We start from the raw sequence: 21,926 nt of genomic DNA on the forward strand, positions 1-21,926 counted from the left end.
GTTCACGTAGTGATTCTCGCCCCACTCGTCGTGTGGTCGTCGGAACAGTGATGTGGCGATGGCTGGTTTCTCCTACGTCACATCCGAGGCAGGGAGCAATTGTAGGTCTCGTTTCGGCACTCGTGATACTTCTCATTGTCCTGCTGCTGTTCAGCCTCCTTCACCTCGCTTGGGATTTCATCGGTGCTGGGTGGTGGGCTCCCGAGAGCTATCTCATTTTTGATCCGACACCTCACGCCATACTCCGTCCGGGAGCCACGGGGCCGTAGAATTGCCCGTGGAATCCGAACGGGAGACGATGCGGGAGCTCGGCTCGGCCGAGTTCCCCGAGCGTCTCGGCGTTGAGACAGACCAACCGGGAGCGGTCTGCCTCGGGATCTAATACGACCGAGAGCAGCACCCCGTCGTCCTCGTTTTCTGCCTCAGGCGCGGGGACGAACAGCGGTTCGCCTGGATGAGTACCTGACTCGCGCCAGCGGTGGGCCGTGCCGGTGTCGACGTCCACCTTCGTGATATCTGTCGGTAGACTTGACGCTCCGTCAGTTTCGGCGAGGTAGACGTATCGGTGGGATGTACCGTTAACCGCTCGGTAGTTGATCACTGGGAATTCAACTGGACCACGGTGGAGTGGCTCTCGAGTTGCCTCACCGCCGGACAACGGTACCGTGTACCGACACAGGTCGCCTCGTGGAAGGTCCGGATCGTCGCTCCGGAGGTTTGACAATGCGAGTCCGGTCACTGCGCGATCATCGTCGAACGCAACTACATCGACGACGAGCTCGCCCTCACGCTCGAACGCGTTCGCGTGGTGATAGATGAACGCCGGTGACGCCGACGCGGTTGCCACGTGTTCACCGGTCGAGCGATCGAGGATGACGAAGCGGAGGGGCGTCGACAGTGGCTGAAACGCGTCAAGGAACGTCTCCTTCGTTACGGTACCTTTGAGGAGCTGCGTGGTATCCAGCCCGTACGCGTTTACCGTCACGACGACGTGCTGGTCGGTCACAGCGAAGGAATGAATGTACGGTGCCTCGTCGAACTGAAGCCGACTCAGCGGGGTCGGCGTCCCACCGTCTCTCGGCCGCTTGAACACCGTATACACCGTGTTGCGACCATACGACACCCCCAGATTGATGAACTCTTCCGCGACAGGGTCGTAGTGAACATGAGCGAGAGTCAAATCGCAGTCCAATCCAGCCGTGAGATCGATTCGTCCCGTCGTTTCGAGCGTGTCAGGGTCGAACGTCAGTGCTGTCGGTGACTCAGTAACCGCCGCGAATTCGTCGCCGAACCGCTGGATACCGATGACTGGGTTGTCCGGAAATGTCCCATCGAGAACTTGACGCAGTCGTGTCCAGACCGATCGATCGGGAGGTGTTCCTGGGAACGGGGTTCGGACGCCGCCATGATCCTGTGCGAATGCGTAATCCCGGCTCTGGACAAATTTGTTCGCGTACCTAACCTCACCGTTGTCAATCCGAAAGCGCCGGAGCATGGCGAACGGGTCGAACCAGTGTCGCAGGCCTGTGTCGCCGGCCTCGAACTGTCCCGGCCCGTTCCCGATGAGATCCCCAGAGAGCCAGTCTGGAAACTCTCCAGTAGTGGGTAACTGTTTGTCCTCGATCTCTTCACGCTGCGTACGGAAACCGGCGCGATAATCTCTGTGTTCGCTCATACGACCCATTGGAACTGATGTGGCCTATTATCATCGGTAGTTGTGTAGCTCAACCGTGGCACTGCGAGCAGCATCTCATATCTAATGCGAATCTAATAACTGCCTAAATTTAAACGAACCCTCATAACAAACAGAACCACGATATGCTAGCTTCGCGTTGGTTGAAATCAAGCTCGATATCTCTCACTTATGCCAATAGATAGCCAACGTATACTTGACAGTCTACATACTATATGTCGTTTGTTCGCATGTAGGCCTCAGGAGTCAACACTGTACACACGACACATAAGATATACTGTGAATCCTTATTAGTAAAATTATATTATATGTACTCGGGTAACTAGGCCGACAATATATGCCCTATTAAATAAGAATTTCTAATGAAAATAGCTATATTTATAGAATTTACAATACAGAATTAAAAATAAGTATTTGATATACAAGCATATCTAAATAGCACAGCGTGCTGTTAAGAAAACGACGCTAAAGGGGTTCTGACAAATATTTACTCGGTTATTGGCCTGTGACGATAGGCTATAGCGTACAACTAAGATAAAAATAATATATTAAGAATTTACACTACTCACTAATACAGTCCCGATTACAGTTCTGATCTTCGGCTTGATCTAATATATAAATAATAGTATATTACCTGGTACTATCAGAACTCATCGTCAACACGCAGTTACTCATACAAAACAAATTTTTATTATTGCTCATCTCTCATAGAAACTCTATGACTGAACAGCTTCTCAGGCCTAGTGTGAGTGTCCGTAGTGTGATTTTTGATCCTTCTGGTAGTATACTCATACTACAACGCGACTCAGATCATGATTGGGAACTTCCTGGCGGTCGACTAAGTTCCTACGAAGGGGTTTCAGAAGGTCTCCGTCGAGAGATTCGCGAAGAAACCTCTCTTTCAATTAACATCAAAGATATCTTACTCGCTAACTCATGGATCAACGACCAGAACAACGACCGACTCGGGGTATATTATGTCTCCAATGCTGAACGGAAACGAGTCCGACTGAGTCAAGAGCATACTGACTTTATGTGGGTAACCCCAACTGAAGCTACGCACAAACTTTCCGCAGCACAAGCTAAAGCCATTCAATTATCCTGTGACAAACATGTGAGTAAGCCTGTTCTAGATATCTGACCCATTCTAGTCCTAATAGCTGTCATTCATCAATACGTTCCTCCACTCCTCCAGTATATACCAAATTTATTTACCATTATGTGCTCATTCGGTCGTATGGAATTAGCAGACGCTAATGTCCTCGTAACAGGTGGTGCGGGACTTATCGGGAGTCACCTATCAGCCAAACTTGCTGAGAACGGGGCGTCAGTACGGGTCGTTGACGATCTCTCGAAGGGAACTCAAGCGAGGGTGCCCAACGACGCAGAGTTCATCCACGCGGATCTCACGGATCCGCAAGGCGTCGCAGAGGTTCTTACTGAAGAAATTGACATCGTGTTTCACCTCGCAGCATTCACGGACACGAATTTTGACAACGACCGGAAGTTGTTCGAAGAGAACACCGCGATGACATACAATATCCTTGAACGTATGGAAAACGTCGGTGTTTCTAACATCGCGTTTACCTCTTCTTCAACGGTTTACGGTGAGGCCCCACGCCCAACGCCTGAGGACTTTGCGCCGATGGAGCCAATCTCTATCTACGGGTCATCAAAACTGGCCGACGAAGCACTCCTCTCGACGTACGCCCATTCGTATGATTTCACGGTCTGGGTCTTCCGGTTCGCGAACATCGTTGGCCCTCACCAGCGGGGGACGGTGATTCCGGACTTCATTCAGAAGCTCGCCGACGATCCGTCCGAACTCACCATTTTGGGCAACGGTCGGCAAGAGAAATCCTATCTTCACGTCACTGAGTGTGTTGACGCGATTCAACACGTTATCGAAACCACAGCCGACGATCTCAACACGTACAACCTCGGCACCCGCACGACCACTTCGGTAACAGAGATTGCAGATATTGTGAGCGACGAGCTAGAACTTGACCCAACGTACTCATTCACTGGTGGCGACCGCGGGTGGACAGGCGATGTTCCGAAAATGCGACTCTCAATCGAGAAACTCTCAGCGCTTGGCTGGGAACCAACACTTTCGAGTCATGAAGCAGTTCGACGTGCTACCCAAGAGCTCGCTTCTGAAATGATCTAATACGCCGCTTAGGGCATTTTCGGAACACGGCATCCTGTTTGCCACTGCCGAGCGCTCGTTCACCGATAGACGGTTATAATGAGACACAAACTAATCGTCACATCTGTTTGTGTGTTGATTACCCCTATCGCGATAGCTGTAAGAGTTATACTGATCAGTAGTAGAAATATCGGTCTGAACAGTTTACTGGGCATGTGCTATACTGTACTCTGTACTACTAGAACGCTCTGTTTTTAATGGCACAAACAATCATTTTTTGATAAATTACCCTTTGATTGTGGTATTCTTTTCATCGCAGAACGTGCCGCACATGCCCCGTGAGTAGCGATGCGGTTTCAACTCGCCTCACGATGATTCGTCGTCTGCGCTCGCAGAACTATCCACCTGTCTTGGTCGGCGACCTTCTTCACTATTCATAAGCTCAAGTTCAGCTGCGCGGATTGTTTCGAGTAACCGATCGGGCCGTGGCTCTGGCTCATGAATCCCGTGCTTAATCATATACTTACGAACCGTTTGCGCTGTCACCTCAACATCAAGCGCTTGCCGCATCTCTTCGAACGTTGTGTCTTCATCATACACTGCTGCTAGTTGCTCTGGATCTTGGTACTTCGGAATCTCTCCTTGAGATTCTGTACTACTCGATGTCTGATCATCCGGCTCGGTAGTCGGTTCAGAGGTTGCGTCCCCAACTGGCGCTGTTTCAGTCTCGCCGCTCTGCTTCTCTTCGCTACGGCTCTCTGTTCTCTGTGCTGGTTGCTGTAATTGCGGGTCCGACTGATCTCTAATTTCTTCACTGTTCTCACGAGTGTTTTCTGGTTGACTTTGTTTCGGCGCAGACTGTGCTGTCTCGACACTATGTCGATCACGACTGCTAATCTCCATCACCAGCTCGAGCCGTAACTCGTTGTCAACAAACTCGGCACGATCTGATTTCATCCGAGCTCGGTCCAGTCCGTTCACACGGTTTAGCGGAATTGCGACTTGTACCCGTGCTTCGTACAACTCACTACCAGACTGAATCTCAACACTCCTAATCTTCGTCGATGTGGCCTCGATGGCTGCGGTAATTGAAGCTAGGTTGCCGAGCCGCCTTTCACCGGCACTGTCTCTCATCTGATTATACACTCTCGCGACAACATAAGTACAGTTTGCTCCTTGAGCTTTTGCTCGGGCCGATGCGGCCTTTCTCTACTCAATAAGAGTGGTGGTTCGGTTGGGCGAGACTCTTGATCTGAGGCTACTGGTGATTGGGGGGCGAATTGATTGGCTTCAGCCGACGAGTGAGGCATTCGTTACTATGTCGCCTTCTTTTTTGAGCGGCATTCGGCACAGAGGCTCCGTGCTGAGATCCCCCGGCCTAGTATTTTGCCGCACTTACAGCGCGGGGCGTCTGTTTTTTCGGCCATGTTCTTCATATCTCCCATGCTGCTGTATAATATTTTTGCTTGGGTTAACCCCTCTAACGGCATTTTTGTGACGAGTGGCCGATCGCACGTCATCTCTACGTGGATTATATTCTGTGTTTTTTCAGGTGTGGCTGAGCAATGTGGGCCACTGCTCAGGGCGTCACGCGACCAACGATGTTCCGTCTAATCGTTCGCCGTCGACATCGACATTCATCAACTCAAGAATTGTCGGGACGATGTCGAGCAAATCAACGTCCGTTAACGCTAGGTCTGGGTCCGTCGAAAACAGACACGCGTTCTCAAATTTGTGCATCCCGTTTCTTGGTCCCGTCCCAAACACTTCGTCCTTATCCGTGAATCCGGCTTTCAGATCGTATCCGTCGGCCGGAATGATGACCAGATCCGGCGCAATCTCTGTGTCGCCGCCACTGAACGCATCCTCTCCACGAACAACCCGGCGACAGACGTTCCGTCCATCTGGCCCAGTTAATTCTTCGAGGTCAGCAATTAGATCATCACGAACAGACTCATACTCGGCATCTGGGACTGCTCCATCTGGTTCTCGACCAGCTAGGTTGAGGAACACACGACCAGGAATCAACGAATACGCCCGCGTCGTGCTGTTAATATCTCCCAACTCGTCGTGATCCTCGGTCGCGTACTCAAGCCACCCCTCCTCTTCGAGCCATTTGTTGAGATACACCTCATGCGTTAGGTGAGTAAACCCGTGGTCGGACGCGACGATCAGCGTTGTCTCCGAATCGATTAACTGTCGAACCTCTCCGATATACGCATCAAGTGTTTGGTAGAAATCGAGGAACTCGTCAGCATACTCTCCGTCGGTTGCGTAATCACCAAACAGGAAATGATTCACCCGGTCGGTCGTCATGTAGACCGCGAAAAAGAGGTCCCAATCATCTTTCTGAAGATAATGTCGGAACGTTTTGTGGCGTGCTGAAATCGTCTTTTCGGCATCACGGATGAACTCAGATTTGTCATTGTCATGGCCTAATTTTGCGTTCACATCGATTTGGTACCCGAACCCCTCCACAACTTGCTGAACATCTCCATCGCCGGTAGCCTTCTCGATTGAGGGAGACAAGAAACCCGACACGTGTCGCTGGATCCGTGTCGACGGCGGAAACGTCACGGGAACGTTGAACACAGACGCGTCCCGACCCTCTTCTGTCACCATGTCCCATACACGTGGGGCGCTCACGTGGCTTCCCATCGGCACATACGTTTCATAGCTCCCTGGGTCACGGTCTTGAAACCCGTATACGCCAGTTTTTCCGGGGTTTGTTCCCGTAGTTAACGCTGGCCAGCAGGCGCTTGACTCGGGCGGGACAATGCTGGACATCTGCCCACCGCTCCCAGACTCAGCAATCTCAGTGAGGTTTGGGAAGACCTCAGGATGTTCGTCAATAAGCTCATACGGCACTCCATCAATCCCGAGGAAGACGACACGACCGCTCGAGTCGCCCCCGAGTTTATCGAAAAGTCCCATACCGGAAGCCACAGACGCAGTAATAAATAGCCTTGTATACGTGTAATTTGAGCTAGTTGTTTACCATATCGACGCTTTCACAACAGTGAGATTGTCACAGCAAGCGCAGCCCCTCCAGCAGCGAGTGGGGCAATCATCCAGACAGCGAGTACTCGGGCAACCATCGACCCTTGGAAAAGCGTCACTGCCGAGGGGTGAACAGCGTAGGACGGTGTTTTTTCACACCGAACCGTCTCTTCACGAGTCGCCGGTGGCGAGGGCGCAACGCGAGACTTGCCTCGCTGTGCTCGGCCCCATCCCAATCCGATGATTGCTGTGACAGTCGAGAGCGCGAGACTGGCCGGAATTCCAAGGTATGATAGTCCAGTCGTGATTGTTGCGCCGATCGTCGCCACAACGACAGCCGCTGTCATTGGTAACGCTGTTAGATCGCTTCCGACTGTCGCCATGGTTCGACGGGCAATTGTGAAGGCACCGAACGATATCGCGCCAACTGCGACGAGGATAGCGGCATCAAGCGAGACCATTCCGCTCCCAACGAGCGGTGCCACAGCGTTTGCGACGTTGCTGGCTCCCGCAGAGAACCCCATATAACACGCGATCACCAGGAGTAGCACGGTTGACCAGATATCAGAACTCGATGCGTCCTCAGCGATCTCCAGCTCCGGCCGTCCCGCTGTCCAACGCAGTGTCACCGGACTCGTCGTTGGCTCCGAAATCCCTCCGAAGGCCGCAATTTCGTCGTACTTCCACCGGCCTATCGCCGCGGCAATCCCGAACGCGAGCACTGGTGCGACGACCCACCACCGTGCGATTCTGACAAGCACTCCCCACTCAACACCCGCGTTGCCAATTCCCATTCCAACCATGGCACCAACCGCGACCATCGACGTTGACGTGGGAATGCCCAGAACGTTTGCCACGAGCAACGTCACGCCGATACACGCTAAGACGATGAAGCCCGCTGAGAGGCTAAAAACAGGGGTTGCGACGATATCGTTCCCGACTGTCGTTACCACGTTGCGACCGATGGTCCACCCACCGATAATCGCACTGATACTCATCAACACGCCGGCACCAACCTGTGTGATTGCGTTTGCTCCGATCGCCGGCCCGAACGCGACACCGGTCGACGACCCGCCAATGTTTATGCCAACAAATGCGGCGAGAAACACTCCAACAATCAGCAAATCTTCCATTTAGTCTCATATATTTTCCGAGACTGTGTAAAAACTGGGGTATTAGCGACTGTCCAAACACGGAAAGACTCTTTTTATTCGGTGAAAGCACTAGTCGTATGGCAGCCGACACCTCAGTCGATGTCGATGTATCGTATACCGACGGCGAAGGCGAGGGCCCGGCCGATTACCCGTCGCTCCAGCACAAAATCGAGAAGGCGATCGACGTCACCAAGACCGGACTCGAGGAGTACGACAACCCCGCGGTGATGTGGACCGGGGGGAAAGACTCCACGCTGACGCTGTACTTCATCAACCAGGTCGCGGAGAAGTACGGCTACGAGAAGCCCACCGCCGTCTTCATCGACCACTACCAGCACTTCGACGAGATCATCGACTTCGTCGAACACTGGGCCGACGAGTGGGGCGTCGAGATCGTGTTCGCGCGCAACGAGGACGTGGGCGCCTACGCCGAAGCGCAGGGGCTCACGCCCGGCGACGAGATCCCCGTCTCGGCGCTTTCGGACCACAACAAACACCACGTTCGGGACATCCTCGAGTACGAGGAGGACACCTTCCCGTTCCTGCTCGACACCTACGTCGGCAACCACCTGCTGAAGACCGTCGCGTTGAACGACGCCTTAGAAGAGTACGACATCGACGGGGTTATCTCGGGGATCCGGTGGGACGAACAGGACGCCCGAGCCGACGAGACGTTCTTCTCTCCGCGCCACGACCCGGAGATATACCCGCCGCACGACCGGATCCAGCCGATCCTCCAGTTCGACGAAGCCGACGTCTGGGACGTGTTCTGGAGCTACGTCGTCCCCGACACGGTGACGGCGTTCCCGGACGACGGCTACGTCCCTGACACCGACGACGACCTCCCCGACGGCGTCAGTCAGGACGAGATTCCCATCTCGCCTAAATACTTCGCCGGGTTCCGTTCGCTCGGCAGCGAAGTCAGTACGGAAAAGACGGAGAGCGTCCCGGCGTGGAAACAGGACCTCCAGAACACGACCGAACGGGCCGGTCGCGCGCAGGACAAGGAGGACCTGATGGAGCGGTTGCGTGACCTCGGCTACATGTAGCGCGGTCCGTGCCGGCGTTTTCTGTTTTCCCCGACTCTGCTCCTCGGGAACCCCAGTCTCGCTCTGCCGCCGGTGCGGACGCCCGGTCCAACTTCCGCACCGGACCCGTGAACTGACACCGATCTCGTGCACACTCTCTCGACACCCACGTCCACGGTTCAGTCCGACGTTTGATTCGGTATCCGCAGTCGTTCGTCCTCATCCCCGACCGAATCGAACGTCGTTTCGAACACCGCGGTAGTTTACGAACCTACATTTACACCCGTATGACCGTAATGGTTATACGTCAGTTGGACAGCAGACACTTGTTACCGCTTCTCAATAGTTTACGCCCATACGTCTGTAATGGTTGTTTATCTTGTATGTGCGGATGTTTCTAATATCTGGTGTATTTATCGGTGAAAGGAGAGTACGACCGAGACGGGCCGCTCGCGTGTTTTCCACGACGACCGCGGGACGTGCCACACGTATGAGTGCGGCGGACGATCTCTTGTCGAACCGCTACAATCCTCAACACCGCGGCTCAGCGCCGTTGCCCACACTAGATTTTTATGCCCGCTAGGAGACTGCGTTACGTGTATGGAAGACAGACGCGCTCTCGTCACCGGCGGAGCAGGATTCATCGGTTCGAACCTCGCGAACACCCTCGCGTTGGACAACGACGTCGTCGCGCTCGATAACGGCTACCTCGGCACGCCCGACAATCTCGACGACGGCGTCGAGTACGTCGAGGCGGACGTGCTCGACGAGGAACTCCCAACGGACGTCGACGTCGTCTTTCATCTCGCCGCGCTCTCGTCCCGGCAGATGCTCGAAGAGAACCCCCGCGAGGGCGCCCGCGTCAACATCGAGGGGTTCGTGAACGTCGTCGAGCAGGCGTACGAGGACGGCTGTGACACGATCGTGTACGCCTCGACCTCGTCGGCGTACGGCAGTCGAACCGAACCCAGCCCCGAGGACATGGACCTCGACGCGGCGACCGGCTACGACGCGTCGATGCTCGGCCGAGAGCGATACGCCGAGTACTACAACAACTTCTACGACGGGCTCTCGCTCGCCGGCATGCGATTCTTCTCGGTGTACCAAGGCTACAGCGGCAACGAAGCGCACAAAGGCGAGTACGCGAACACGGTCTCGCAGTTCGCGGACAAAATCGCGGCCGGTGAATCTCCGGTGTTGTGGGGTGACGGCTCGCAAACCCGTGATTTCACTCACGTGGACGATATCGTTCGCGGACTCGAGACGGCGGCCGATCACGACCTCGCGGGCGTGTACAACCTCGGCACCGGCGACCCGTACTCGTTCAACGAGATGGTCGAGCTGATCAACGACGTGCTCGGCACCGCCGTCGAGCCAGAGTACGAACCGATCCCCCTGAACAACTACGTCCACGACACGTGTGCCGACATCTCTCGGATCCGCGAGGCGACGGGGTGGGAGCCGCGGATTCCGTTCGAAGAGGGCGTCCACCGCGTCTGTGAACCGTATCTCGTCACGCAGTAGCCGCCGCGGTTCTCCCTGCGGCTCGTTTTGTCGTTTCCGCCCGCAACCGAGTCACAACCCGTCCATATCGGTGCTCTCACTCACCGTCTCCGTCTTCCCTGTGCTCTCACTCACCGTCTCCGTCTTCCCTGTGCTCTCACTCACCGTACCCGTTCTCCCCGTACCCGCCGCCGGCACCGTATCCGTCGACGGACGCGACTTCGACTCTCGTGGCTCCCATCGAGACCACGACAACCCCAGCCAACAGTTGTCGTCGTCGCATCACAGCGTTCCGAGTCCATATTTGTCCAAATAACGGCCCAGTAGATCAGACGTTCGGCACACACCGACAGATTGGGTGGTTTATTACAAATATTTTTATACGAGTCTCGGGAGTTACCCTAGTGATAGACTCGCATGGACTGTGACCCGTTCGCCTGAGACCGGAGCGCCCGAGAGCCGTTCCGATCGGCGACGGCACGATCTCGATACCGGCGCGTGACGCCGTCTCCATGTGTCCCGAACGCAGAAGCCACCAAATCAACCTAATGACGTCGACAGACGCACGAGGCACGCAGTCAGTAACCCCAGTACAGCAGCCCGACGAGCCGGAGTCACTTCTCGTCGGGCCGGAGGCCGACGTGGACCCGACGGTCAGCGTCGTCATGCCGACGATGAACGAAGAGGAGGGCGTCGCTGAGTGTATCGACCTCGTCAAGGCCGCGGTGCGACGGTCCGGCTACCGGACTGAGGTCGTCATCAGCGACGATTCGACCGACCGTACCCCCGACATCGCGCGCGAAGAGGGCGCGGTCGTCGTCGAGCCGGACGAGCCCGGCTACGGGTACGCCTACCGGTACGCCTTCGCGCGCTGTCGCGGGGAGTACATCATCATCGGCGACGCCGACACCACGTACGACTTCGAACAGTTCCCGCGACTGTTGAAACAGGTCGTTGAGGGCGACGCCGACATGGTCATGGGGAGTCGCCTGGAGGGCGACATCAAGGACGGCGCCATGCCGGCGCTCCACGAACACGTGGGTAACCCGCTGTTGACGAAGTTCTTGAACGTGTTCTACGGAGCGGGTGTCAGCGATGCGCACTCCGGGTTCCGAGCGTTTCACGCCGACGTCCTCGACGAACTCGACCTCGAGACGACGGGCATGGAGTTCGCCTCCGAGATGATCATGGACGCGGGCGCGCGCGACCTCACGATCAAGGAGATCCCCATCACGTACCACGAGCGCGAAGGCGAGGCCACGCTGGAGAGCTTCCGCGACGGCTGGCGCCACGTTCGCTTCATGCTACTGAACGCACCGAACTACCTGTTCTCGCTCCCCGGCGCCGTTCTCGGAATCACCGGGCTCTCGCTGTTGCTGTCCGGCACCACCGGCGTCTCGCTCGGCGGCGTCTCGCTCGGGACCACGGCAGCGATCACCGGCTCGCTGCTCGTGCTCGTCGGGTATCAGGCCGCGAACATGGGCGTCTTCGCCACGCTGGCGAGCGATCCGATCCAGCGCCCGAACGACGTCGTCACCGAGACTGTCATTCAACGGATGAACCTCGAACGGCTCTCGACGGTCGGCCTGGTCGGGTTCACGGCCGGCGCGCTGTATCTCACTTGGGGTGCGATTGGGTGGGCCACAGGGAACGTCGCCCTCGTCGCTGCGACCCCGGGACACGTCATCGCGCTCACGGTGATGATTCTCGGCATCCAGACCGTGTTCAACGCGTTCTTCATGAGCGCGGTCGATGACCGGGTCTCGGCGGCCTGACGAGGCGATCGACGGCGCTCGATACGCGTCGCTGGTATCGTTCGTCCCTCACTCGCCTCCCCGGTTCGGGTGCGTCGCCGTTCGCGTTATCGGCGTTCGACGCCGGTGATCTCGAACCTCGCGCCGCCGCCCTGACTCACCGTCACCTCGACCTCCCAGCCGTGGGCATCAGCGATCTCGCTCACGATCGCGAGGCCGAATCCGGTCCCGTCGGAAAGCGTCGAGAAGCCGTTCTGGAACACCCTGTCTTTCATCTCGTCCGGAATGCCCGCACCGTCGTCGGCGATGTAAAAGCCGTCGTCCGTCTCCCCGACCGTCACCGTCACGTCTTCGCCGCCGTGTTCGACGGCGTTCCGAACGAGGTTTTCGACGAGCTGTTGGAGCCGCGACGCGTCGGCCCGGATCTCGCCGTCGAACTCGATCACGAGCTCTGCGTCCGCGGTCGACACGTTCTGCCAACACCGTTGACACAGCGAGTCGAACGTTATCCACTCTGCGGCGTCGACCTCTCCCCCGCTTCGGGCGAGCGTCAAGAGGTTCTCGATGAGCGCTTCCATCCGATCGTGGGCGTACATCACCTTCCTAAGCCGCTGACGATACTCTTCGTTCTGTTCTGCTACGTCTTCGTACAGTAACTCCACGTGCCCCGAGGCCACGTTGAGCGGGTTTCGGAGGTCGTGACTCACCACTTTCGTGAACTCGTCGAACTCCTCTCTCGCCTCGGCGTCCACATCACTCGCGTCCCGGTCTGTGACGTCGGTCGTCGTTATCAGATACCACCCTTCATCCGTGGGCTGCGGTGACCCGACGGATTCGACCCGCTCGTACGTTCCGTCCGCTTTTTTATATCGGCACTCGACCGACCTGTCCGCTTGCTCTTGCTCCCCGGTCAGCGCTTGTACCATTTCGGACACCCGCGGGCGGTCGTTGGGATGTACGCGTTCGGTGATGTGCTCGCCTACCAACTCGTCTTGGTCGTACTCGAGGACGCGTTCCACCGAGGTGCTACTGTACCTGATTACGCCGTCCCCGTCGACGAGCGTGAGAACGCTCTCCGACCGGAGCGGAAGCGCCTCCAGTGGGATGGTCTGGTCTGTGCCAATGCCGCACATGCCTTTCACTCTGCGTATAGTCGGATGAGTGTACCGGATAAACGGATTTATTAAACACCTATCGGACTTTCGTCCCCGATCGCCGCCGGTTTCCTCGTTACGTCTGGGTGGCGTACAGCTCCGCGTACGTTCCGTCGCCCGACAGGAGCTGCTCGTGGGTCCCGTCTTCCGTAATCTTCCCGTCGACGAGCGTGTATATCCGGTCGGCGTCGTCGATGGTTGACAGGTCGTGGGCGATACTGATCGTCGCGTACTCGCTCTCTCGGCCGCTGATCCCCGCGTACACGTCCCGTTCGATGTTCGAATCGAGCTCGCTCGTCGCCTCGTCGAGGACGAGGACGTCGGCGTCCTTGAGCAGGGCCCGCGCGATGGCGACCCGCTGTTTCTGGCCCCCTGAGAGCCGTGTCCCGTCCTCGCCCAGTTCCGTGTCGTAACCGTCCGGGAGTTCCGGGAGAAACTCCGTCACCTGCGCGGTCTCGCACGCCCGCTCGACGTCCCGGCGCGTGGCGTCCTGATTCCCGATTTTCACGTTTTCGATGAGCGTATCGTCGAACAGGAACGGTGCTTGGCGCACGACCGCGAGGCGTTCGCGCCATTGTTCGACGTCGAGCTCGTCGATGGGGGTGTCGTCCGCGAGGATCTCCCCCGCGTCCGGCGTCTGAAGCCGACCCAACAATGAGACGATTGTCGACTTCCCGGCGCCCGACGGACCGACGAGTGCGATTTTCTCTCCCTTTTTGACGCCGAACGAGACATTACTGAGTACCTGCTCGTCCTCGTAAGCGAACGAGATGTCGTCGAACGTGACCTCATAGACGGAATCAATTGCTTGCTCACCGACAGTATCTGTCACTCCTCTCTCGCGGAGGTCTTCCACCCGAGACCGTACGCGAATAAAGTGTGGTAGCTGTCCGTCCAACCGATAGACGGTCGTGTTGATCTGGTTCACGACAGGCGACAGTCGGAAGACTGCGAACAGGAAGACACCCAGTTCGGCCAGCGAAATGTTCGTAAACCTGATCCCCGCGTAGACGAGACCGAAGACGACGAGAGCGTTGGTGAACTTGTTGAGGTTCGTGAGCGCAGCCTGGTTGCGTCGCAGCCGGACGCCGTTTCGCACGTACTCGTTTAGCGTGTCCTGCATCCGTCCGATGAGATCTGTCCGCATGTTGAACAGGCGGACTTCTCGTGTCCCCTGGACACCAGCTTGGGAGATTGTCTGAATGCGGTCGTTCACCGTAGCGACATCGTCACCGGCAGCGTACGCTGGTTCAAGAACGTAGCGGACAGACAGCGTGCTTACCCCAAGCGCTATCGCCGCAATCAGTGTGAGCATCGGTGCGAGTACTGCAGCGATTGCGAGGTAGATCACTCCTCGGAGCGAAACTTCAATCACATTGTATAGGCCCATGACGATACTCGCCGAGCGGTTCGTCTCCGTAATGAGACTGTTTAACAACTCGTCGGATCCGTGGTTATCGATGTATTCAACAGGGCCGAACATAAGCGACCCAAACAACTCTTGACGGAGATGCCGCTGATAACTCATGCTGAGGACCGATCGGACCCACGCGGTAAGGAAACTCAGCCCAAAGCGGACACCCATAACTCCGCCGATGCCGAGAACAAGATACTCAAGCGTGAACGGAACACCGAGGAACGAGTAGATCCGTACAAAAGCTCCTAGGATGCCGTCAGCCCCCTCCGGTGCTGTTGACGACTGAGAAATTTCGACGATCGGCAATAAAAAGCCCAAACCGATACCCTCGAGCAGTGCCGTTGCGAGGCTAACGATGACGATCGCGGCGCCGAGCAGTGGCCGGAATAGCGCTGCTTCATACAACGCCGAGAGCTTCTCTCGGGTATCAACTGACATATTTGATTCGGGGTCGCTTACATAGAGGAGAGCAAACGCGCGAATAAGTTTTACCCTGATATAATTGAGCGCCAGAGAATTCGTGACAAACACACAACCTCATATATGTTGAATTAGTACTCATATCCAGTTCATGGACAATATAAACATGACTGGCCTATCCGGAGCCAACACTGTAATCTAACGATTTTTCAACGTATGCTGATGCCCACAACTCCCGAGGCCGACTTCGTGTTCAACCTCGTCCGTCAGGTCGGGAATCCGGATCAGGCGGAGGAGCGACTCCGGGAGATCGCTCACACTGATCCCGATTGGAGCGACGTGCTTACACTCGCAGGCGGCCACGGTATCGTCCCCCTGCTCAACGAATCCATCAGTGAAATAGAGGAACTCGTCCCCCGAGAGTACGCACAGACAGTACAGAACCGCTGTCGCAGTCGTGCGTTGAAGAACATTCGGTACGTCGAGCGATTACACGATCTTAATGACGCGTTTCGGGAGAACCAGATCCAGGTGATCCCATACAAAGGCCCAGTGGTTGCTGAGGTTGCTTACGGAAGTATAAGCCGCCGTTGGTTCAGTGATTTAGACTTTCTCGTTATCGAAGAAGACCCGCTTGATGCTCACGGAGTCCTTCAAGATCAGGGATACAAGCAGACGGAGTTCGCCGGTATCCCACCGTCACAGCTCGTCAACGGCTCGATCTTCCAGTGGGAAGGTGAATTCCACTTTCTAAACGAACGGGACGCGATACCGATCGATCTCCGACATCAGTTCGTGGGGAAATATCGGAACGGAGAGGGACTCTTCTCGGACCTGTGGGAGCGTCGAACGTCAGTTTCGTTGGCCGGCGAGTCGGTACCCGCGCTGTCACCCGAGGACCGCGTCGTGCTTCTCCTAGCGCACGGTACCAAACACGGTTGGTGTCGTCTCTCGTGGGTCTGTGACGTTGCTCTCCTCTTACAGCAGGATGTTCAGTGGAACGACATCATCGATCGTGCCGCACAGTACGGATGGAAAACAGCTGCACTACTCGGGATCGCCGTCGCGGCCGAGTTAGCGGAGATTGATGTTCCTCGTAGTGTTCGCCGGCAGATATCTGCGGATCCACGCGCGAATATCGGTTCGGCAATACTCTGTGCTCTTTTTTCTGCTGATCCGACCGGTGATCGGCTTGATCTCGACCCGCTGACAATCATTCTGCTCCTGAACAACACGCCACGGGATTCGCTTCGTGAGGCGTTTAATAAGGCCGTCTCTCCGTGGCCGAGCGATTACCAGTGGATTTCGCTGCCGCAGAAGCTCTATCCGCTGTACTATCTTGTTCGACCCCTCCGAATTCTGCTACACAAAATTAAAAAATGATCACGGACGAACCTTGGTGTAGCGATTATCTGTCTGGTGGAGGCCCAAACGGAAACCGGTCTACCAGTCGGTCTTACCCGCGCCCACCGGAACAATCGGGTATCAGCCACTCTCTAACGTATTTTTTCTGGCGCATTCGCGCCGCTTCGGAGTCAACATCCTCTATCACCGAAGAAACATTCATATGGAATGATAGAACAACATCAAACGATGAATAGCGCAAATAAATTCGCTGAGACAACGACGATTGTGGCAGCGGACCAGTGTATCTCCACGGTCGTCGACGGCGAAACCGTCATTCTTCATCAAGACGCCGGAGAGTACTACAGTGTGAATGAAGTCGGTACGCTGATCTGGGAACTGATTCAACAACCTCAAACTCTCGACGATATCTCACGAGCAATCGTCGCCGAGTACGACGTAGCGTACGAACAGTGTCAGCGCGATGTCTCCGAGATGCTGGCCGAGATGGAGAATGAAAACCTCGTCCGTCTCGACGAATGACGTCCCTTGTCGGTGACTCAACGGTGATCCCCTCTTGGTCTCCCGGCGATCCGGTCCGGCTTCTCTTGGCTGTCGCACTTCTGTTGTCACTTCCACCTGTGCTCACGACCGTAGTCATGTCTCGCACCAGAGCGTCGCTGCTACGGATCGGTAACTACGGAAGGCGGTTCGTTCTCGGGGACCCGACACCACACCGCGTCGTTTCGGCGGTGAAGATAGCTGACTATCGTCTTCCGGGCAACCGGACGTGTCTCGTGCGATCGTTGGCCGCCGAGACACTGCTACGACTGTACGCGTTCGAGCCGGACCACAAGATCGGCGTCGCGACCGAGTCCGACGCGTCGATGGAGGCGCACAGCTGGCTCGAGTACGACGACGAGGTACTCATCGGCGACGTGGATGACTTGGACCGGTACGAACCGCTGCCGTCGATAGACGCCGCGACCGAGTTATGAGCGGTATCGCCGCCGTATTCGATCGAACAGGTGCCGGCCCGGACCCCGACCGGCTACATCAAATGGTTACTGCCATGGAACACCGGGGTCCCGACGGCGGCGGAGAGTGGTCGAACGATATTGTCGGTATCGGACACCAGCAACTTGTAACGACTCCGCAGGGTACTGTCGACGACCAACCGTACACCCACGACGGGCTCGCTGTCGCTTCCGACGCTAGACTAGACAACCGACCGGAGTTACTACGTCGACTCGGTCTTACCGACGTATCGCGAACGGTACCCGACAGCCAGCTGCTTCTGGAGGCGTATCGGGAGTGGGGCGACGCCTGCGTGAACGAACTAATCGGCGCATTCGCGTTCGTCGTCTGGGACTCGGCGAAAAAAACGCTGTTCTGTACCCGCGACCACCTCGGTGTCAAGCCCCTGTACTACCACATCACTGACGACGTGTTTGCAGTCGCCTCGGAACCGAAATCTCTTCTGACTTTGCCGGGTGTCACACCCTCTCTGGACGAATCTCGTGTCGGTGACTTTCTGCTCGGGCGGCTCGAAGACAAGACGAACTCGTTCTACGAGTCCGTCCGACGGCTGGCTCCCGCCCACGCCACGGCTGTTTCGGCGGAAACGGACCGAACGTGGCAGTACTGGGATCTCGACCCGACGCGAACGGTCACGCTTGAGTCGGACGAGGCGTACGCCACCCGGTTCAGAGAGCTGTTTGAGCAGGCAGTTGCCTGTCGCCTCCGAACTGATTCGCCGACTGCGACGAGCCTTAGCGGCGGGCTAGACTCCTCGTCGATCACGGCGGTCGCGCGTGACCTACTCCCTGCGGATACCACGCTTGCTACGTACTCCGGGGTGTCCGACCAAAGCAGTGCCTCCGACGAGCGCGAGTATATCGAAACCCTCGTCGAGAGAGACGGGATCGACTCTCACTACGTTTTCCTCGATGATCTAAGTGCCGTAGATCACATCGACGAGGCCATACAGTATCACGATGAGCCGATAAAAAACACGATGCACTTCCTGAAGTGGACGCTCGCGAAACAAGCGAGTCAGGACGGGATCGGCGTGATTCTTGAGGGCTCACACGGAGACAGCGCCGTCGACTACGGACTCGGCCTCCTCCCACAGTTAGTGCGTACTGGCCGGTGGAGACACCTCTATCGGGAGTTGGACGCGATGGGAGACGTCCTCGACCGCCGACCGAGAGGGATATTCGTGGGACAGGTGCTTCCAAATTTGGTCCCGCGCCGAGCGAAGGATCTCGTCCGGCGGCTTCGAGGAAAGCCAACGGGGACACAGCGACTCAACCCGACCCTCGACCGGTCGTTCGTGAACCGAACCGGGCTCCGAGAGCGCTACCGGCGGTTGAACGACGAGGGTTCAGTACTGAAGCGGAGCGCTCGTCGGTGGCAGTACCGGTCGTTGATGAGCGGTGGAATGACCGAGTTCTTCGAAGCAAACGACGTGACGCACGCGGCGTTCGGTATGGAACCCAGATACCCGTTCACCGACATCCGGCTGATCGAATTCAGTCTCGCTATCCCGCCGACACAGCAGCTCCGTAACGGGTGGACCCGACTGATAATCCGTCGCGCGTTAGAGGACGTGCTCCCCGATAAGATCCGATGTCGACCGTGGAAAACGATGATGAACCAGGCGTTCGCACACGCGCTTTCAGCCGCTGACAGCGAGGTCAAAGCTCTCGTTGAGGACCCTGGCATCCTCCGCCCTTACATCGACCCACAGGCGCTGTCCGAGGTCTACGAGCGGTTCAACGACGATCCACATCCACGCGACCCGAATACGCTGTGGGTCGCTTTCTCACTCGCCAGTTGGTTGGACGAACAGAATGTCGCTCGATGACCACGGGGGCGCTATTATTCTAGGCGATCATACAGAATTAAACATAGTATTTATTTAATTTGATTAACTAATGATGTCACGGGATGAGCAATCACCGCTCAGATCAGTACGAGGCTCCGGAGGTTATCAAACACGGTTCGGTAGAATCGATCACCCAAGCGGGTAATAAGAAGCAATTCGGCGAAGACACGGACGAGCAGGTCATTAATCTCAAGGGATCTGTCGGATATAAATAAGGTCCGTTCCTAATCTGTTTTTTATCAGCTCGACCTGATGCCAGCCCTTTTATGACCATTTTCGATTGAATACAGAACTTCTACTGCTCCGTCGGGCGGTCGTTGAGGCCGACCACTCCTGCCAATCGTACACTGACCCATGCGCTCACCATCGCGAGCTAGAATCGCTTCGCACGAGAGGACTTCGTGTTCCATCGCTACTCAATTAGGTCTTGATTTGTTCGGAGACACCAATGTCTCGTGTCTATCCGGAGCCCCACACGCGGGCCTTCTTATTGCCAACTTTTATTATTCGATACTTACTGGGTTAACCCGCAGCAAATGGCAGAAAAGAGCTCAAATCGGTACGAGGCTCCCGAGGTCGTCAAGCACGGGGCGGTAGAATCGATCACGAAAGCAGGTAATAAGAAACAGCCCGGTACTGACGTTGACGAACCGGCTATCAACCTGAAAGGGTCCGTCGGGTACAAGTAATCGGACCCGTTCAAACCCATTTATTTCCGAGGTGTACCCCCTCAGTGCGTCCAACGTAGTGTTCACACCTGCGACTTTTCAATCACTGTGGTTCCGGGTGCGAACACAGTCAGATTATCCCTACGATAAGGCTAGCACACCAGTACGGGGTATCGTAGCCGTTCTGGTCGCTTCCTCTACTCGATTTCGGTCCCGTTGATTAGCCGCCTTCAGCCGTGTTCCACTAGATGTCGTCGGTGACCAGATCGACCAGATCCGGCAGCCGTTCATGATCTAGCGAGCGAGTCAACACTCGGACGCCTGCGCGTTCTACGACGCGCGAACACTGTTCCATGTGGCTATCTGAGCGGTCTGAGTCCGCGACGATTCCCTGCGCGTACCGCTGTGTGACGAGGCTGAGCAACTGTTCAGATCCAGAGGGCTCGTCTATCTCGAGTTCGTCGCCCTCGGTGAGGACGTAACACCGGGTCAACGGGACGGGTTCGGGCACGTCGTTGATCGGAAGCATCTGTTTCTCGTACCACGATTCCTCCGCAGGCGTCGTCGTGTCCCGCAGGCCGAGCGCAGTGGCGGCGTCGGACTCCAGGCGGAGCTGTGGAACTCCCGGAACCACCGTCGGTCCGCTCTCGTCGAACCGGATCGCGACGACGTCATCCTCCAAAACGGAATGCCCTGCCGCGTCGAACGCCGCTGCTGTCGTCGACTTTCCGGCGCCTCTCGGACCTAAAAACATCACGCCCCTCCCGTCAATCGAAACCGCACTCGCGTGGAGCACGAGGTGACCGCGCTGGTGAAGCACCAGTCCAAGCAGTTCGTTTTCGATGAGTCTCCGAAAAAACTCCCGTTGCTCCGCCGCCTCGCTTCTCGGGTCGCACACGATTCGGGTTCCAGCGTCTACGAGAAACGAGCCGATCGAGTCGTACGTCAGCCGGATCCCGTCACGGCTCGCTTGGATCCGGCGCCCGCCAACCCCGTCTACAGACTCCGGAACCGGCTCGACCTCATCTCGTGTAATACTGACGTCACAGCCGTCTTCCTCCGCGTATATCCCCGGCAGCTCCGGCAGCTCGAACACCGACCGGAGTCGTAAATCGTATGCGGAGTACGAGTGCATCTGTATTGCTCTGTATCTTGTATGTAGGCCATGAGGGGTTTAAGATTGTGTGTTGATCCGTACACCTTCGATCGAACTCATTCGACGGCAACCTTTCTCAAATTATAAGTGACGTAATACTGTCTCTCCGGGGTCAGGTCTCATGATAAAAGTAGCGTTTAGTTTATCACCGCAGTCACTGTTATCCGATCCAGAGCTATGCAATATTGCTATCAGACCCCACAGCGGTCCACTCACTCCGCCGGCATGTTACAGCTCGGACGATGACTGCCGTCGACGAACGATTGGCCTCGCCCTCGTTCGCATATCTACTCTGGGCTCTCGCAGTCGCGTTTTTCGTCGTCGGCGACCTCATCACTACGGGTATCGGCGTTTCGTCAGGACGGATCGCCGAGGTCGGCCCCCTCGGCGATCCGATCGTCAGTCGCTATGGGTTCCCCGGTATGGTGGCGCTGAAATTCGCGGTGATCGGCCTCTCGTATCTCACTTGGAGACTGGTTCCGGACCCGGAGCGAGTCGGTATCCCCCTCGGGCTGCTGTTCGTCGGGGCTCTCGTCACCGTATGGAACGCCATCGTGTTGGTTGTGGCCTCGGGCTCGGCCTGAAGCGCCTGACCG

The 21,926-nt window shown here is 56.5% G+C and carries 19 protein-coding genes; 12 read left to right on the forward strand and 7 right to left on the reverse strand.

The genetic code is table 11. From position 1 onward, the window contains the following. Window positions 1-232: 232 nt before the first annotated feature. On the reverse strand, window positions 233-1,675 hold the full coding sequence (locus tag EXE51_RS05765) for a carotenoid oxygenase family protein (protein ID WP_137692192.1): 1,443 nt from the start codon (window positions 1,673-1,675) through the stop codon (window positions 233-235). Between the two features lie 736 nt (window positions 1,676-2,411). Between EXE51_RS05765 and EXE51_RS05770 the strand changes: the two genes are divergently transcribed. Together EXE51_RS05770 and EXE51_RS05775 are read left to right on the forward strand one after the other, a co-directional pair. Continuing rightward, window positions 2,412-2,834, forward strand: a complete 423-nt coding sequence (locus tag EXE51_RS05770; protein ID WP_094583224.1) for an NUDIX domain-containing protein — start codon at window positions 2,412-2,414, stop codon at window positions 2,832-2,834. 96 nt (window positions 2,835-2,930) lie between these two features. Then, on the forward strand, window positions 2,931-3,863 hold the full coding sequence (locus tag EXE51_RS05775; protein ID WP_094583223.1) for an NAD-dependent epimerase/dehydratase family protein: 933 nt from the start codon (window positions 2,931-2,933) through the stop codon (window positions 3,861-3,863). 345 nt (window positions 3,864-4,208) lie between these two features. On the opposite strand, the gene EXE51_RS05780 is transcribed toward EXE51_RS05775, so the two are convergent. The 3 genes from EXE51_RS05780 to EXE51_RS05790 form a co-directional block, all read right to left on the reverse strand. After that, complete coding sequence (locus tag EXE51_RS05780; RefSeq protein ID WP_137692193.1) at window positions 4,209-4,976, reverse strand: hypothetical protein; 768 nt, start codon at window positions 4,974-4,976, stop codon at window positions 4,209-4,211. Window positions 4,977-5,429: 453 nt separating this feature from the next. Beyond that, window positions 5,430-6,776: an alkaline phosphatase family protein gene (locus tag EXE51_RS05785; RefSeq protein WP_137692194.1), complete on the reverse strand. Its 1,347-nt coding sequence runs from the start codon at window positions 6,774-6,776 to the stop codon at window positions 5,430-5,432. Between the two features lie 77 nt (window positions 6,777-6,853). Further along, on the reverse strand, window positions 6,854-7,975 hold the full coding sequence (locus EXE51_RS05790; protein WP_137692195.1) for an inorganic phosphate transporter: 1,122 nt from the start codon (window positions 7,973-7,975) through the stop codon (window positions 6,854-6,856). Between the two features lie 98 nt (window positions 7,976-8,073). Between EXE51_RS05790 and EXE51_RS05795 the strand changes: the two genes are divergently transcribed. The 3 genes from EXE51_RS05795 to EXE51_RS05805 all read left to right on the forward strand — a co-directional run bounded on the left by EXE51_RS05795 (window position 8,074) and on the right by EXE51_RS05805 (window position 12,302). Then, entirely contained in the window at window positions 8,074-9,045 is a 972-nt protein-coding gene (locus tag EXE51_RS05795) for a phosphoadenosine phosphosulfate reductase family protein (protein ID WP_137690544.1), read from the forward strand. Between the two features lie 579 nt (window positions 9,046-9,624). Next, complete coding sequence (locus EXE51_RS05800) at window positions 9,625-10,548, forward strand: NAD-dependent epimerase/dehydratase family protein (protein WP_137692196.1); 924 nt, start codon at window positions 9,625-9,627, stop codon at window positions 10,546-10,548. A 527-nt stretch (window positions 10,549-11,075) separates the two neighbouring features. Continuing rightward, on the forward strand, window positions 11,076-12,302 hold the full coding sequence (locus tag EXE51_RS05805; RefSeq protein WP_275543461.1) for a glycosyltransferase family 2 protein: 1,227 nt from the start codon (window positions 11,076-11,078) through the stop codon (window positions 12,300-12,302). Window positions 12,303-12,388: 86 nt separating this feature from the next. Here the strand turns inward: EXE51_RS05805 and EXE51_RS05810 are convergent, their stop codons facing one another. After that, window positions 12,389-13,414: a HAMP domain-containing sensor histidine kinase gene (locus tag EXE51_RS05810; RefSeq protein WP_137692197.1), complete on the reverse strand. Its 1,026-nt coding sequence runs from the start codon at window positions 13,412-13,414 to the stop codon at window positions 12,389-12,391. 97 nt (window positions 13,415-13,511) lie between these two features. After that, on the reverse strand, window positions 13,512-15,383 hold the full coding sequence (locus EXE51_RS05815) for an ABC transporter ATP-binding protein (protein ID WP_241990587.1): 1,872 nt from the start codon (window positions 15,381-15,383) through the stop codon (window positions 13,512-13,514). A gap of 111 nt (window positions 15,384-15,494) precedes the next feature. Between EXE51_RS05815 and EXE51_RS05820 the strand changes: the two genes are divergently transcribed. From EXE51_RS05820 to EXE51_RS18215, 6 genes are all read left to right on the forward strand, one after another. Then, a complete protein-coding gene (locus EXE51_RS05820; protein WP_158413878.1) occupies window positions 15,495-16,655 on the forward strand; it encodes a nucleotidyltransferase family protein in 1,161 nt (386 codons plus the stop codon). A 210-nt stretch (window positions 16,656-16,865) separates the two neighbouring features. Next, the gene (locus EXE51_RS05825; RefSeq protein ID WP_158413879.1) at window positions 16,866-17,159 is read left to right on the forward strand and encodes a PqqD family protein; all 294 of its coding nucleotides are present in this window, start codon (window positions 16,866-16,868) and stop codon (window positions 17,157-17,159) included. Next, window positions 17,156-17,614 carry a lasso peptide biosynthesis B2 protein gene (locus EXE51_RS05830; protein ID WP_137692200.1) on the forward strand — a complete coding sequence of 153 codons (459 nt, stop codon included), beginning with the start codon at window positions 17,156-17,158 and terminating at the stop codon, window positions 17,612-17,614. The genes EXE51_RS05825 and EXE51_RS05830 overlap by 4 nt, the downstream gene beginning before the upstream one ends. Then, window positions 17,611-19,485 (forward strand): asparagine synthase (glutamine-hydrolyzing), encoded by a 1,875-nt coding sequence (asnB, locus tag EXE51_RS05835; RefSeq protein WP_137692201.1) that lies wholly within the window; start codon window positions 17,611-17,613, stop codon window positions 19,483-19,485. Before EXE51_RS05830 ends, asnB begins: the two co-directional genes overlap by 4 nt. A gap of 83 nt (window positions 19,486-19,568) precedes the next feature. Next, a complete protein-coding gene (locus EXE51_RS18210) occupies window positions 19,569-19,721 on the forward strand; it encodes a lasso RiPP family leader peptide-containing protein (protein ID WP_137692202.1) in 153 nt (50 codons plus the stop codon). A 321-nt stretch (window positions 19,722-20,042) separates the two neighbouring features. Further along, window positions 20,043-20,195 (forward strand): lasso RiPP family leader peptide-containing protein, encoded by a 153-nt coding sequence (locus EXE51_RS18215; RefSeq protein ID WP_137692203.1) that lies wholly within the window; start codon window positions 20,043-20,045, stop codon window positions 20,193-20,195. A gap of 223 nt (window positions 20,196-20,418) precedes the next feature. Here the strand turns inward: EXE51_RS18215 and EXE51_RS17895 are convergent, their stop codons facing one another. After that, a complete protein-coding gene (locus EXE51_RS17895; protein ID WP_241990588.1) occupies window positions 20,419-20,856 on the reverse strand; it encodes a hypothetical protein in 438 nt (145 codons plus the stop codon). Window positions 20,857-21,572: 716 nt separating this feature from the next. Here EXE51_RS17895 and EXE51_RS05855 point away from each other — a divergent pair. After that, the gene (locus tag EXE51_RS05855; RefSeq protein WP_137692204.1) at window positions 21,573-21,914 is read left to right on the forward strand and encodes a hypothetical protein; all 342 of its coding nucleotides are present in this window, start codon (window positions 21,573-21,575) and stop codon (window positions 21,912-21,914) included. The last annotated feature ends 12 nt before the right edge of the window (window positions 21,915-21,926 follow it).

Source organism: Halorubrum sp. CGM5_25_10-8B, from assembly GCF_005435095.1.
GTDB lineage: Archaea > Halobacteriota > Halobacteria > Halobacteriales > Haloferacaceae > Halorubrum > Halorubrum ezzemoulense.

Coding starts and splice junctions, on each gene's coding strand:
- EXE51_RS05855 (WP_137692204.1), top strand. CDS start 21,573: ATGACTGCCGTCGACGAACGATTGGCCTCGCCCTCGTTCGCATATCTA.
- EXE51_RS05825 (WP_158413879.1), top strand. CDS start 16,866: ATGAATAGCGCAAATAAATTCGCTGAGACAACGACGATTGTGGCAGCG.
- EXE51_RS05765 (WP_137692192.1), bottom strand. CDS start 1,675: ATGAGCGAACACAGAGATTATCGCGCCGGTTTCCGTACGCAGCGTGAA.
- EXE51_RS18215 (WP_137692203.1), top strand. CDS start 20,043: ATGGCAGAAAAGAGCTCAAATCGGTACGAGGCTCCCGAGGTCGTCAAG.
- EXE51_RS05795 (WP_137690544.1), top strand. CDS start 8,074: ATGGCAGCCGACACCTCAGTCGATGTCGATGTATCGTATACCGACGGC.
- EXE51_RS05830 (WP_137692200.1), top strand. CDS start 17,156: ATGACGTCCCTTGTCGGTGACTCAACGGTGATCCCCTCTTGGTCTCCC.
- EXE51_RS05785 (WP_137692194.1), bottom strand. CDS start 6,776: ATGGGACTTTTCGATAAACTCGGGGGCGACTCGAGCGGTCGTGTCGTC.
- EXE51_RS05790 (WP_137692195.1), bottom strand. CDS start 7,975: ATGGAAGATTTGCTGATTGTTGGAGTGTTTCTCGCCGCATTTGTTGGC.
- EXE51_RS05770 (WP_094583224.1), top strand. CDS start 2,412: ATGACTGAACAGCTTCTCAGGCCTAGTGTGAGTGTCCGTAGTGTGATT.
- asnB (WP_137692201.1), top strand. CDS start 17,611: ATGAGCGGTATCGCCGCCGTATTCGATCGAACAGGTGCCGGCCCGGAC.
- EXE51_RS05800 (WP_137692196.1), top strand. CDS start 9,625: ATGGAAGACAGACGCGCTCTCGTCACCGGCGGAGCAGGATTCATCGGT.
- EXE51_RS05820 (WP_158413878.1), top strand. CDS start 15,495: ATGCCCACAACTCCCGAGGCCGACTTCGTGTTCAACCTCGTCCGTCAG.
- EXE51_RS05780 (WP_137692193.1), bottom strand. CDS start 4,976: ATGAGAGACAGTGCCGGTGAAAGGCGGCTCGGCAACCTAGCTTCAATT.
- EXE51_RS18210 (WP_137692202.1), top strand. CDS start 19,569: ATGAGCAATCACCGCTCAGATCAGTACGAGGCTCCGGAGGTTATCAAA.
- EXE51_RS05810 (WP_137692197.1), bottom strand. CDS start 13,414: ATGTGCGGCATTGGCACAGACCAGACCATCCCACTGGAGGCGCTTCCG.
- EXE51_RS05805 (WP_275543461.1), top strand. CDS start 11,076: ATGACGTCGACAGACGCACGAGGCACGCAGTCAGTAACCCCAGTACAG.
- EXE51_RS05775 (WP_094583223.1), top strand. CDS start 2,931: ATGGAATTAGCAGACGCTAATGTCCTCGTAACAGGTGGTGCGGGACTT.